The following is a 14,778-nucleotide window of genomic DNA, read 5'->3' on the forward strand; positions in this document are numbered from 1 at the left end:
GGCCTTTCAGATAACGTAAGAGAGTCTAACAAATATATCTGAGTGTTTCTCTGATTATTTCACCTGTATCTTGGTTTACATCATAAACTTTACTGTTACTGTAACTTGGAAATCTTACCCATAGGATTCCCTTTTCATTAAATCCACTTGCACCATTTGTATCAAACTCTGACAGATTTCCTGGTATTGCAGGGGTTATACCATCCTCAAGATAAATAAAACTTCCTACCTGCGGAAAAGGTGTTGTCAGATTCAAACTCTTAGTCCATCGGCTTGCTGACTGGCAAATACTTTCTCCTACATCACTAGGATTTGTTGGGTCCTTAAAACCCGCTGATACACAACAGGCATTTTTAACGGAATAAGGTGCTTTCTGAATTTTCCATTCCCCGGATTGAAACTCAACTGGACCTGACCATTCTGAAACTCCGTTAGATAGACAATATTTCCTTGCCCTTATGTATAAAAGAGTGTTATTATTAATCTTTCCAGTATTCATATCAACATATTCAGGCCAGGCATAAGTAAGGCCTACCTTTGAATAAATAATATTTTTAAATTCGGGATCTAACGCTATTTGATATTCCAGTGTAGCAAGGTCTGTATCGTCTCCTGAAAAATACACTTCTATCTGACCAAATTTATCTACCAAGACTCTGTCAATAGACGGAACTTTACAAGATGAAGGAATACACTTACCAATTTTAAAGGAACTTGTATCCTGGGCACTCACATTTCCTAAATCTAATTTTACCGTCAAATCGTAATTGCCCGGAGCTTGAATGATAGGAAGTTCTACTAATTTATTACTCTCAGGGTCTGGTATCTGATATTCCGCAGGTGAATGTCCCGTGATCCCGTAGTATGCAGTTGCCTTTTCTATTGGTGAAGAAGATGTATAATCTATCTTAAATGAAATCTTGCATTGTGCTTCTGCCATTATATTATGTTTTTATTGTTATTATTATGTTTTTCATTAATATGTAAGGGGATGATTTGAACTCATAGAATTACCATATCACCCCCTTTTACAGTATCATACACAGAATCTGTCCCTAAGTTCATCTTCATGCATGTGCAGATACAGGATTGTGATTATTCTTGTACAACAGCACTCACATCCTTAAAATCAAACGCATCACTGTCAGGATCAAAAACCATAAATCGGAATACATAGGGTCCATAATTCAAATTGGTAACTGTCAAAGCTCGTGTATCAGCATCTATAAGTACCGCTCCCGCTGGCCCGCTTGTCTGAATCCATGAATAAATAAGTTTTGCAGGATCACTATCATCAGGCTCTCCATTTAATGAACCTGTTCCTTTTAATATAAAAGAAAGGTCACGCTGATGGAATTTAAAACCAGTTTCTGCTACAGCCGTAACAACAGGCTTAACACCTTCACAGCACTGTACTCCTTCTGAGAAGTCGATATTGTTTATTACAACAGATGTAGGTCTGTACCAATCTCTTATGGACAACCTTTGATAACATCCGCCACCAGTCACTTCCACTCCTATCACCGGAATATTATTTGGATTAATATTGGTGTATTTGTAACTGATCTTACCATTTACAAGAGGCTGGGTAGTAAAATTCCCAGTACCCAGAAAATCCCAACCGTAAGTATATTCTGTAAAGTAAGGTCCGGAAACTTCAATGTTTATTGTTGTTTCTGTTGAACCGTTAGCCGGATAATCAACCGTATAATTAACGTTCACTTTAGGCGGTGGAATAACCTTAATACGGCAGTTAGTTGCTTTATCGTTTACAGTAAATGTAATATATTGACCATATAAGGCAGGGTTTACTAAATTCGGAGCAAAGGAATAGTTCCCATTTCCGGATCCAACAACACTAGACTCAGCACCAGGACTGGCTTTTACAACCCCATTCGCAGGGAATAGATCAATAAAAGGTATAGCGTCGGCTACAGAACAAAGAATATCTGTTGCTAAACTTACACGAACCGGAATATCATACCAATCTCTTATTGCTGTACTTTGATTACATCCTCCACCTGTTACTTTCACCCCTATCACAGGAATATTTTTCAAATCCAGATTGGTGTATTTGTAACTGATCTTACCATTTACCGGATTTTGTGCGGTAAACTGTCCCTGACCCAGGAAATCCCAGCTGTAATTATATTCTGCAAAGTACGGTCCTGAAACTTCAATGTTTATTGTTGTTTCTGTTGAACCACCACTTGGGTAATTAACAGTATAAGCAAAATCAACTTTAGGCGGCGGAATAACCTTGATCTTACAGTTCGTAGATTGTCCGTTTACAGTAAAGGTAATTTCCTGACCATACAACGTAGGATTCACTAAATTCGGAGCAAAGGAATAGCTCCCACCGTTGGATATAACACTAGCTTCAGCGCCAGTACTGGCTGCCACAACTCCATTCTCAGGGAATACGTCAAAAGGTAAAGGATCGGCTGCAGAACAAATAACACTTGCTGGCAAGCTCAATCGAACCGGAGCATCGTACCAACCTCTTATAATAATGTCCTGAGTACATCCGTGACCGCTCACATTCACTTTTATCAATGGAATATTTTTAGGATCCAGATTATAGAATTCGTAGCTTACATTTCCGTATTCATCCGGTTGCTTGTTAATGAAATGTCCATTATCCAGGAAATCCCAATCATAAGTGTAGTCTGCAAAGTCTGGTCCTGAAACTTTAAAGTTTACCACGGTTATGATAGACTCACCTTCCGGATAGAAGACATCGCTAACCACTATATTTATTTCTGGCTGTGAAATAACTTTGATACTGCAGTTTGTAGGTTTCCCGTTCACCGTAAATGTAATTTCCTGACCGTGGAACTCTTTAGCTACTAACTTCGGATCAAAGACATACTGTCCGTTGCCGGATTGTTTAACTCCACCACCAACACTAGCTTCTACAACTCCATTCAAAGGGAATACCGTAAAAGGTATAGGATTGGCTTCAGCACAAATAACAGCAGTCGGCAAACTTAATTTAACAATTGCTTTTGGTGTACAACAGATATATGGAAGTGAAAAGTCTGCGATAACTTTTGGATTTTTTATGGAATCATAAACCATTATAAAAGTACCTCTTCTTTCAACGCCTCGTTTGTGTTCTAACCCTGAGTTCTTTTCTATATATTCATTGAAATAAGCTTTTGACAGATCTTTATTGCCTACCAGTTCTTCTAAAGACAAAAGCATAACGTCAAATCCCAGCTGCTGCTTGTCCCTGATTTCTTTTATCTGTTCAAAAGCAATTCGGTGATCCATCCCCTGATGGCCTTCTATATTATAAAACGAATAGTTATCGATATTGAGATTTAAAGGTTTTTCTTTTTCAAACAGACCTACCGATACCCATTCTGTATCAAATGTCAAATTATTTCCAGATGACCGATTGCTTGTCTTATCAAAATTCCATGTTTTTAAAAACTCTTCTGTAGCCTGGTAGTAAAAAGGAACCGCCTTATTGCTCAGAGGATTTAATTTTTGCGACGGGGTAATTTTAACCTGTACTTTATTTTTAATAATATTATCCGGATCAAAATTTCCTACTTGTTGATTAAAACGCTTAATTAAGGTTTTAACTCTTTGGGTCGTTTTCTCATCGTCTAAAGCAGGTGAATTATAAAACTGATGTCTTGAGAAATCCAACTGAACATCTGATATTATTTTCCCCAGCATGATGTGTTTAGGAAAAGAGGCAAAATCGGGAAAACAGTTAGTAAATGCTTTAGGAAGTAATTCTATAATTTCAGAATAGGTATCCATCAAATCCTTTATCACATCATAAGTATACTGAAACCCTGTTTCCTGATTAATAACTCTGTCTAGTGATGCCTTGAAAGATTCATAGCTGGCACTTGGAATTCTTAAAATTTTAGCGATTGCCGTGATTTTTTCAAAAATACCCTTCCCATAATCAGCTTTATCTATCGCCTTGATATACATCTTTTTTAAATCAGAGACTTCCACCTTGTTTTTTGAAACAAACCGTTCTAAAATAATACGATTTTGTTTTACAGGCTCCATGATATCTTCTATAAACAAAGGATGAGGCTGAAGACGATCTTGTCTTTTAGGTTTAACAGCACCTGTTACGGGATCAGGCAGAGAAAAACCTTCTTCTCCAAGAATATGCGTGATACCACTTGCTGTAGTAACCAATACTTTAAGGTTTCTGATTTGCTGTATTCCATGATTATCACAGTCAACTCCTCTACAAGGTTTAACTTCTTTTTCATAATCCTCCAAATACAGCAACAGGTATTTATCTTCTAAATTTGTAAGGTTATTAATGGGTTGAAAATCAGGCTTAGCTTCATGAGCCGCAGCCAGTTCCCATAGTTCAATCTGATTGTTTCCTTCGTAAAAGGCCGGGTATTTTACTTTAAAATTATCATATACTTTAAAGTGGGTAAAGCTTTTATTTTCCAGATCCACGGTTTTCAGATCACTCATGTACAAGTCTTCACTCGTCTTGCTGGTATTATTCAGGGTGAGTAAATCTCCGTCAGTTGTAACTGCTACTCCCTGTGAAAGCTGTATGCTGTTCAGCAGCCTGTTTTTATAAATAAGTTTTGGTTTGAGACCGCATACAATACCTACTCCCTGCAGCAGTACTCTGGACAAACGGTCCTGATCTTCAAAAAAATCCAGAAACTCATTGAACTGATCCGGATCTTCTATATACTGTCCTTTACTGAATTTTCGATATTGAACTGATATATTACTTAATTGATTCTTCATTGTAATTCATTTTTTATGATTTTATTAAGCTGGTGTAATAACTTCTCAGGCAGAACACTGCCTAAGAAGTTATTGTTATTATTAAGGAATGTTATAACCCAGCTCTTGAAGCGCACCAACAACTTTACTCAAGTAGTTTTCAGGAGTATCTCCATCAGGAACATTATATTTGAATTTTACTTTTCCTGCTGCCACTTCGGATTGAAGGTTGAACTGCGAAGGATAAGACGCATTAGAACCATTTTCTACTGCCTTCATAAGCTCCTGGAATCTGGCATCTCCATCTACCTGGAACACTATTCCTCGGTAATAATTAGGATTATTTGTACCAAAATTGTTTGCAATTCTGGTTTTTAAAGCCTGAATATCATTTGAGAAACCATTTGTTCTAGGAGTAATAGACTGATAGCTATGATAGATAGAGTCTGCTTCATCCTGGAAGACCATAACAATTACATTACCTACCGCTGCCGGTCCACCTTCCATATTCAGGAAGTCGAATGTTCTTTCTGAACCTCTGGAGACTACCTGTACTTTCTCATCGTATGCTACAGAATCATTTCCATATAATGGCAACAATCTGTTTTTAAGTAAGGTTTCTTTCATCGTTTCCAAAGGTCTTAAAGTTGAGTTCATAGAACCTGAAGAATCGAAATAAATATATATTCTTGTATTTTTGTTAATAACCAGTTTTAATGTAATAGGAGTAATAGTATATGTTGTACTACATCCATTCTGATTTTTAACTGTTAAAACAGGTCTGAAAACGTCTTCCTGTCCTGCTACTCCTAATGAGTATACATGAGTGACCGTACCATTACCATCCGGCACCTGGCTGCCTGATGAATTATCACCAAAGTTCCAGTTATAAGTATATCCTGGCTGGTGACCGCTAATATTAAACGTAACTGTTGCTTTTGGATCATTAATATCTTCTCCGTAAACAACTTCTCCGACAGAAACATTAATAACAGGTTCTGCATACACTACCATTGTAGATTCTACAGGTTCATCATTAACGGTAAATGTGATTGTCTGCCCAAAATAAGTTGGGCTAACCAAACTTGGATCAAATAATTTCTGTCCTCCGGATTGTGTAACTGCAGGAATCTGAGTACCATTTACAAATGCTTTTACCTGAGCGTCTAACGGAACGAGTGTAAGCGTAACCGGATTATCTCTTTGGCATAGCTTGTTGGCCGGCAATACTAAGAATACAGGGTCTTTTTTAGAGCAGCACAAGTAAGGTAATGAGAAATCTGCAAGAACCTGATTATCAGATTCAGAATTATAAATCAAAGCAAAGGTTCCACCCGGTTCTACACCGCCCATATGTTCAAGACCCGGTTTTCGCTCTACGAATTCGCTTAAAAGTTCGCTGACAACGTCTTTTTTAGGATCTTGTTTTACAACGGTAATTCCTTCAGGTGATTCTTCTTTTGAGAATTCAGCCTTGTTCAGTAATCTTAACTGTTCATCCAGTTTGGAGATGTTCAGTAAGGTATTTTGTGAATTAACTGTCCTGTTGCTGACATCCGTGGAAATGGATACCAATTGCTTTCTAAGTTCTTCTATAGATACCGTTTTCTCTCTGATTGGCGGCTCGCTGCCAGGTTTTTCACCTTTATCCAAAACCAATGCAATGACATCAAAGGCTAATCCGTATTGTGTTTTAAGATCATTGATGTTTTGCAATGCTGTTTTATAAGGCATTCCTATGTGACCTTCAATTCTATAGAAGTCATTATTGTCAATGTTATAATTCAGCGGATTCTGAATAAAGTCTTCTCCTGCTAAATTGGCCGTATGATAGCTTAGATTGTAAGCAGCTCTATCGGTTTTTGCTTTTTCAAAGTTCCATTGAGCCAATAAAGATTTATCTACATTATAGTAATACGGTATTGCTTTATTACCCAATCTTACATTCAGATTGGAAGGCGTGATTTTAATACGTCCGATATAGGATTGAAATCCATTAACTTTCTGCACAAAACGATTGGCAAGCATGATGACTCTTTCATAATTCTCATCATCACTTGTGGTAACCGGTGAATTATAAAAACCGTGACGTAAAGGAGTATACTCTCCTAATTCCTGTTTTGCTCCAACATGTCCTAACAGAAGGTGTTTAGGGAATGAAGCAATATCCGGACAGCATTCAACATTCAGATGCAGGATCAAGCTTTTTATTTCATTGTAGGTATCCATCAAATCCTTTAGTAAATCATATCGGTATTGATAATCTTCCAAGACTGGAGAAGTGCTTGACAGTAAAGGATTTAATTTGTCAAATAATGTCTGACCTCCCAGATTCATATTTATATTAAAAGTTCCTGCGATAGAAGTAAAGCCTTCACTTAATTCTGCAACAGTACTGATGGCTCCTTTAAATTTTGTTTTTAGCTGCGGTGCTGTTTTAACAAGCGTATCCAGAATCACTCTTTTGGCTTCAATATTGGGTAAACTGTCAAAAAGCTTTTCATAAACATCATGCTGTTTATAGATTGTATCTTTTGCATCTCCCCTGGCAATAAGCTCTGAAACAGATGCTGAATCTGCCAGAAGCACTTTAAGATTAGACACCTGCTCTGCTCCGTTATTATCACAATCAGCATCCTGACATGGATTTTCATCGTTGGAATAGCTTTCTAAATAAAGGATTACAATTTTATCATTTAATGAACCACGAATATCCATTACCTGTTTAAAATCTCCTGCATTAGCTCCTTCCCTCACTAACTTTGTATACTCTTGCGTTGTAAACAATTCTAAAAGAGGAATCTGCTGTCCTCCGATACGAAAATGCTCATATCCTACGACATCAATATAATTTCTATAGTATCTGTAATTTTTAGCCTGGAAATCAATGGTGACCTCTGAGTTCTTGCTTCCCGCCTGACGCAGTGTTATTAAGTCTCCATCCGTAGTTACCCCGGCTCCCTGTGTAATTGCAATTGTATCAAAAGGAATCTCTTCAAGATCTCCGGGTCTGGCTGTTTTTTCTACTAAGGTAGGTGTAAGTTCAAGTTCTACATATTCCGATTGAAAACCACACACTATCCCCACACCACTCAAACGGGTTCTTGAAAGTCTGTCCTGATCTTCAAAATAATCTATAAATTCGTTTAATTGCCCCTCTGTTAACGCCTGATTGTCGTTAAACTTTCTATATTGGGTTGTTACATTGTCTAATTTGGTATTCATTATTTTTCAATTTTTTTTGATAAGTTCGATTGTCCTAATATGATTTTTCCGTCCAGACTGTCATTATCATTTGCATCACAATCCAGGAGTCTTCCCGGTCTGTAAATATTGTTCAAATGGCTAAGAGCGGTCAATAAATCCGTAATGCTGTTTCCAAGATTCACAATATTGTTTCTTGCCTTATCTGAAAGATATTTTTTAAAGGCTACTTCAAATTCAGCCAAATCATTCTGAGCCGTTTGTTTTTCACTTAAACGATCTCCTACCCAGCAGATTTTCGCTAAAATATGAGCCGGAATTTCCTGTCTGATAACGGTTTCTGCATAGCGCCTGAAATCAGGGTCCTGAAAACGATAAGCAAACCCCGGAAGGACAACACTTACTCTGTAAGAATAAGGGTCAAACACATCTGCTTCACAATCTTCTTCACAAGAAGACATAAAGGCTTCCGAATATTCTATCGGGTCTGTTGTAGGATTTTCTTCTTCCAGATCATACATGATTTTGAAGGTACCTCCGATAGACATACAGCCAATACCGCCCATGAGTTTATAATCTTTAGTGGTTGGCTTTAATAACAAATGCTCAATCAGAAAAATACCCTCTTCTGTAAATTCATATTTGAAATACTTCACTGTAGTTCTAATTCCTGTGATCAAATCTTCCAGATTTGAATAAGGATTTGTCTTTTTGTGAGTAGCAATTACATTTTTCTTTACGGGATCATCTACAATCTCAAAATAGTAATTGCCTCCCAGTGAAAAACGAATGATTATATTTCCAATTAACTGATTATGCTCGATTGGTTTTTTTAATGCATTTTCAAGGTCTTCCTCATCAATCTGAATGCTTTGATAAATCGCATCATTCATATTTTTGGTAGCAATATATTCCGTTGTATAACTGTTTACTGATGATAAAACAATGTTGTTATCAGCATCTTTTATTTTCCAGGTATATGTCTTTTTGCCAGCATTATCTATTGTTTCAATGATCGTTACCGGCGACTGAGATAAGTTTCTCTGTTTGTAATTTTTAATTCCCAACAAACGGGCTATTCTTTTCTGAACACCGGAAATATTACTGGTATTCCAAAGGTCTGAATCTCCGATTAACGTGTAATTGTAGCCTAATCCTCTGTCTTTACTTAATGACGGGTACTCTTTTAAGAAGTTTTCTTTGTTACTTAAGACAATTTCATCGGTAGATTTCCCATATAATGATTTCATTAAGAAGGTATAATCACTGAATGTTTCAGCAAAACGGGAGATCAGATGATCCAACACTTCATTTCGACGTTCCACGCTGTTATCCAGCTCTTCATATAACGAATCTGTAAGCAGATCATCATTCTCAGTATTATATTTAGATTTAGAAACCAGTTCATCAAAACCTTTAATATTCTTAAGAGCCTGTGTAAAAAAGGTTCTTTTTAACTTACCATTAATGCTTAATACTTCTTTTACTTTTTCAAGGTGTTTGAAATAGCCGGCAAGAATTTGATCAAAAAACAGCAAATACCCTTTCATTTGTTTGGCCAGGGCTTCTCTCTCAGGGGATTGATTTCCTATAATTCCTGATTCTCCTACTCCATAGGTATCCGGAAATTCATTCAGAATCGTAGCATAGTTTGCAATATCATATGAAGTTCCTTTTGGTAAAGCCAATTCTTTATTCTGTCTTGCATCCTCTCTCAGTACTTCTTCTTCTCTTTTAAGAGTTTCTAAGTAATCCTGAACTTTCTTATCGTTGATATTTAACGGAAGAGATCCTTTACTGTAACTGAATGAACTCAGTTCGCACAGTTCCGGTTTTCTGCCCTTTTCAATACAGATCAGCCAATCGTTATTTTGTTTGATGATGTTATCACACCCGGCAATAGAAACGTCATGAATTTCTTTCACCCCTTCAATTTTCATGATTTCACTGATGATATCGGAAAGGCGAACTTCTCTTCTCAGCTGGCTGTTTTTAAGCTCTTCAGTATCAATAAATCCGTTTTCCAAAAGTGGTCCCTCAAAGATCTGATCTGTAGTAAGACCTTTATCAAGCATTTGTTTCAGTGAATAAAAATGAACCTCAGGAGACAGGTAATTATTGATCGCTCTGATGACCTTAGCATGCACCAGTTCTTCATCTGCTTTACTGGCAAGCCCAAGACGGGCGCACACTGCAACTTTCTGAATTTCTACTTCTTTAATTTCCGCCAGATCTTCACAAAGTCCTCTATTGGCGTGGTAACTGTCTAATATTTTAATATTAACATTAGATTTATCACATCCGATACCATCCTCATCAATATCTTCAGTATAATCTACATAAAGGTCATACAGCCCTTTTACGTCAAAGCTTTGTGTTTTTTCTCCGATAGGTTTAAAGTCTAAATCCCCGGTTTTGCAATCAACGTATAATTTTTCATTTTTAGGAACCAGCCAACAGTTACGGATTGGTCTTTTATGGCTTCCCGTCATGTTAATATCTATAAACAACTTTCTGTAGTCCAGTTCGTTTAAAGGTCTTGATGGTAAAATTTCTTCAGCCTTTAAAAACTGGGTATGAATGTCATTTTTTACATCATCGGATGCTAAGATATCTTCCATGTTCAGGTTCATCCTCATCCCAAGATCCGTTATGGCATAGCTTAACACTTCCAGAGTGGTAATACCGGGATCATGAGAATTATAATCGGTCCAGAGTTTTCCTCCTAGCTTCTCGATGTATTCAATCCCTGTTTTGCGTAGAAAATGAAAATCTGTCTGATCCCCGGTTTCTATATTTTTTGATATACTAATATGTTTATTTTCTGACATGATTATGTTTCTTCTTATTTATTATTAAATACATACCTGTTCTGTAATAGTGACATTGTGCTGTTTGGCAGATACCAGAATTGATTTTGGATCTACTTCAATTAAAGATTGCCTTTGCGGGACATTGTTCACCAATATTTTAATATCATCAATGTAGTCTACATAATACAGCTGCTCCAAATAGTTAACCAACTGATTCACATTCAGCTCTACATTAAAATCAATATTTTCAGAGTCTGTAAAAGCCCAAGGCGATATGTATTTTTTAATATCTTCGTCCAGCTGCTTGGTATAAAATGTTTCGTCATACTGCTCAAAGAATTTGACCTTTGTTTCTACTTTTGCTTCTTTATAGTTGGGATTAATCACCTGAGCTTTCACATGCATTGTATTTAACTCATTTACATAATTCTGAATTTTATTCAAAGAGGCTCTGCTTACTCTGGGCTGATAGACATCAAAAGCATTTTTATTTTTAATATTCGGAACCACCATAAGGGTTACATGACCCGGAGCCATATAGGAATTTTCGGAAGTGTGATTTAAACATTTCACCTTAAAAACTTCCGGGAATTCCTGTAATACCAAATGTTCGTAATCCCATTGTGTAATAGCTCTGTGCTTATGTCTTAATCTTTCACTCACACGTCTGTAAAACTCTGTATCTGTTTCTTTGTATTTCCCATCAAACGAGTTATAAGGCTGGCTAACTGATTTTACCTGAGGAACTCTGGAGATAAGCTTAGCAATGGTTTTTGCTTCCAATCCGTTATTGAGATGAGACAGATTATTGTCCTGATTCTGGAATGTTGCTAAAACAGCCTGAGTGTAGATTCCCTGAATTTTACATACGGCATCATAGCTTCTTTGTGATTTCGCTCTGATCCAGACAAGTCCGTCGGTAAACCTCGTATGGCTTTTATCAACATCTTTAGGCACTTTAAATTTGAAAATCCCCGATTCCAGGAACTTTCTCGTGTCGTTCTGCAACATATAATTCGACAAACTCATCCAGGTATTGTTTGAAAGAATATGCCATTCTATGAATTCTTTTTCAAGGAAAGGATCTGCTAAAGGATTCTCACTTCCCTCCAGCATTTGGATTAACAGTGAAACTGTTGTCTGAGGCATTGCTTCCAGACCGATGTATAATTCACCTCCATTCTGATGTACAGGCACAATGCTGTTGGTTTCGACTTCTTTTTCGTATTGTCCGAACACATCTTCATGAAACAGCTGTACTTCTTTATTTTTTGAAGCTTCACCGGCCGATTCTTTTTCTAAATATGAGTACGCATTTTCTTTTGCGCTGTAATTCAGCTCAATATCTTCAGCAAAAGGAATATACGGCTCGTTGGGAATAAGCTTTTTAAAAGTCGGATTACTTGATAATGCCAGAGTATACAGTTTAGGATATACATCCTGAAGAGAGGACTGATTAAGGGTTAACCTGATCGTCTCACTTGTTCCTGCTTCATTACTTGCATTATTTACAGAAAACTGGATTTTATAAGCATCTCTTACTTTCGTGAATACATCAATATCATTGGCTTTTTCATACCATATTTCTTTATCCAGTAAGGCGACATCAGCTTTAAAATAACCATCAGAACCTACGATTGAAGAATTTTTTAAACCCTCAAAATCGGTTAAACTTATATTTTGATTAGGCTGAATGACATATCCGCTGTATAAATCTTTTATAGAATCCGGAGCATTTTTCCAGTTGATCGTAATGTCTGCATTCTGCCATTTTTTGGAAAACATCTCAGGACATTTGATAAAAAAATTGGATCCTTTAATGGGTTGTGCGGTGAAAGGATAGTAAGGCTTTTCTGAATTCAATGCCCCGTTGTCATTTTCTATCTGAATAGATTTTACTCCTTTTACATCAACTCCTATTTCTATGTTTTTTATTTGTTTTTCTGAAAGAGCTTCATACATATCATAGTATTTTTCTCCTTCAATCATCAATCTTACAACAGGAAAGCTGGTTTGAAATGTTTCTGCCAGCACTTCTTTGTTGTATTTTACAACTGCCGGGAAATCTTTAGGTAATGTAATAGAAAGCTCTAATCTTTCTTCTTCATTTTTAATACATGTTAAAATGGCACCTGACAACCATTCTTTCTCTCCGCTGCAAAGCACTTTGATATTATTTTTAATATCTGTTTTTGAAAGACTTTGTAATTTTTGGGTTGAATTTTTATTAAAATCAATCTTAAGGGTGATAGTACGGTCTCCTTCTTTTAAATCAAATAGTGAGGAGGCAATTGAAAAGCCAAGTTTGGCTTTCGGAAGTTCTTTATAAATAGATTTATTTGAGTTGGTTTCATCGGAATTATATCCAAACGGCCACCAATAATTACCGTCTTCCGGCAATTTATCACCCAATCCGTCAGCAGAGTTGGCCACCGGAGCCATTTTTAGTTCTCTGTTTTCAACATCATTTAAGAAACTTTTAATTTCTACTACTTTTGCCTGGTTGGCAACAAGTTCATTACCTGTTTTGTAGATTCGTTTTTTTCCATCAGCATCTTTATCTCCATCCAGTAATGTACCGGCCGGAATTTTTTCCTGAATCGCTTTTTTGGCGAGTTCAAAAATCACATACACTTTGTCTGATTTGGCATCATTTTTCTCAATTTGAAGAATTTCGTTGTAGTAGAAATCCAAGTGCCTTTTAGTAAGATTATTGAAGGCTTTTTTTGAGAAATCTAATAATTTTAAAAAGCAGACAAATAATGTGAGATGAGGAGTCAGGCTGCTATCCTGTTCAAACTGGGACATAAGATCTGTAACCTGTTTTTTCATACTTTTATACTCAACGCTTTCTCTACGCGGGATCGCATTGGCATCATCACCCAGGAAGAAGTTTCCCCAGTTTCCTTTTGGTGTTGTATTATCATCTTTGTCAAAATAGTTTACACGTTGAGCAAAATTGTTTGCGAATAATAGCCAGTCAAACAAATCGAAATCGTGTAACTCAAGATTCCCAGGATCTAGTTCTGCTAAAAAGCGCTGCATTTGTGATTTTCCTTCACGATAATGTGAAAATGTATCTGTTTTTTTCATTTGTTTATATTTATCTTTCTATGGTCAGATGCAATACTTATTGTAGTGTTTGGTAGTATTCAAAATGGCTACAGACATCCCGTAATTCATTATATTTCGGTAGCTTCTCCTTTGTAAAAAGGAAAAACCATATTGCTTCTTGTATTAGTATTTCTTACTTCGTAGTCAACTTGTATCAAAACTTCTCCTTGAATTTCTTCCTGAGTATCAATTTCAATACTTAGGATATTTATTCTGGGTTCATGATATAAAATAGCACGCTCAATGATTCCTTTCATTTGGGTAACCAGCGTTAAGTCCAGAGGTTTAAAGAGCATTTCCTGCAAGTCACACCCGTAGTTTGGGAACATTACACGTTCACCGGGGCGTGTTGACAATAAAATCTTAAGGCTGTTATTGATGTCTTCTACATCTGTGGTCATTGCCAGTTTTCCTTCAGTCTCGTTAAACTCAGGCGGAAAACTCCAGCCTGTTCCTAAAAAATCTGTATTTATTTTCATACGTTATTTGTTATATTTAATGTTCACATCCTGCATCTGTAGCATAGAGTTTTGGTTATTCTAACCGCTTGTTATTGATGTTTTACATTTTTACTTTTGGTCAGATCCTAATGTATTGGACAGCTTAAAAGCTTCCTTTAATCTCATCCGCCTATTAAAACAGTGGCTTCACCTGCGGTTATCACTCCTCCATGAGCGGTAGAATCGCCCATTCTTGCTGCAGGTTTTCCGCCTATTAAAACACTTGAGGATCCTGACGCAATGGTGTCTGGCGGACCTGTACATACTGCTTTGTCTCCCTGTCTTGCTGCAGGCATTCCACCGATAAGTACCGTGGGCTCTCCTGCCGGAATGATAGGACCTCCTACGTGGGGAACATTTCCCGTTACCATAGGACAGGTATGCATATCTGTAATTCTTGCTGCGGGTTTCAT

The 14,778-nt window shown here is 36.8% G+C and carries 7 protein-coding genes; all 7 read right to left on the reverse strand.

Annotated elements, in window-relative coordinates; all coding sequences use genetic code 11:
- Positions 1–25: 25 nt before the first annotated feature.
- Positions 26–940, reverse strand: coding sequence for a hypothetical protein (locus FW780_RS06640; RefSeq protein WP_149832772.1), 915 nt, complete (start codon positions 938–940; stop codon positions 26–28).
- 155 nt (positions 941–1,095) lie between these two features.
- On the reverse strand, positions 1,096–4,755 hold the full coding sequence (locus FW780_RS06645; protein ID WP_149832773.1) for a PKD domain-containing protein: 3,660 nt from the start codon (positions 4,753–4,755) through the stop codon (positions 1,096–1,098).
- Positions 4,756–4,836: 81 nt separating this feature from the next.
- Entirely contained in the window at positions 4,837–7,959 is a 3,123-nt protein-coding gene (locus FW780_RS06650) for a PKD domain-containing protein (protein ID WP_149832774.1), read from the reverse strand.
- Positions 7,959–10,769: a hypothetical protein gene (locus FW780_RS06655; RefSeq protein WP_149832775.1), complete on the reverse strand. Its 2,811-nt coding sequence runs from the start codon at positions 10,767–10,769 to the stop codon at positions 7,959–7,961. The genes FW780_RS06650 and FW780_RS06655 overlap by 1 nt, the downstream gene beginning before the upstream one ends.
- A gap of 24 nt (positions 10,770–10,793) precedes the next feature.
- Positions 10,794–13,844, reverse strand: coding sequence for a baseplate J/gp47 family protein (locus tag FW780_RS06660; RefSeq protein ID WP_149832776.1), 3,051 nt, complete (start codon positions 13,842–13,844; stop codon positions 10,794–10,796).
- Positions 13,845–13,933: 89 nt separating this feature from the next.
- A complete protein-coding gene (locus FW780_RS06665; RefSeq protein WP_149832777.1) occupies positions 13,934–14,344 on the reverse strand; it encodes a GPW/gp25 family protein in 411 nt (136 codons plus the stop codon).
- Positions 14,345–14,487: 143 nt separating this feature from the next.
- On the reverse strand, positions 14,488–14,778 hold the full coding sequence (locus FW780_RS06670; RefSeq protein WP_194304315.1) for a PAAR domain-containing protein: 291 nt from the start codon (positions 14,776–14,778) through the stop codon (positions 14,488–14,490).

The sequence above is a fragment of the Chryseobacterium sediminis genome (genome assembly GCF_008386505.1).
Classification (GTDB): Bacteria; Bacteroidota; Bacteroidia; order Flavobacteriales; family Weeksellaceae; genus Chryseobacterium; species Chryseobacterium sediminis.

Bases quoted from the DNA above. Each gene is read 5' to 3' on its own strand.
- FW780_RS06640 (WP_149832772.1), bottom strand. From the start codon at position 940: ATGGCAGAAGCACAATGCAAGATTTCATTTAAGATAGATTATACATCT.
- FW780_RS06645 (WP_149832773.1), bottom strand. From the start codon at position 4,755: ATGAAGAATCAATTAAGTAATATATCAGTTCAATATCGAAAATTCAGT.
- FW780_RS06650 (WP_149832774.1), bottom strand. From the start codon at position 7,959: ATGAATACCAAATTAGACAATGTAACAACCCAATATAGAAAGTTTAAC.
- FW780_RS06655 (WP_149832775.1), bottom strand. From the start codon at position 10,769: ATGTCAGAAAATAAACATATTAGTATATCAAAAAATATAGAAACCGGG.
- FW780_RS06660 (WP_149832776.1), bottom strand. From the start codon at position 13,844: ATGAAAAAAACAGATACATTTTCACATTATCGTGAAGGAAAATCACAA.
- FW780_RS06665 (WP_149832777.1), bottom strand. From the start codon at position 14,344: ATGAAAATAAATACAGATTTTTTAGGAACAGGCTGGAGTTTTCCGCCT.
- FW780_RS06670 (WP_194304315.1), bottom strand. From the start codon at position 14,778: ATGAAACCCGCAGCAAGAATTACAGATATGCATACCTGTCCTATGGTA.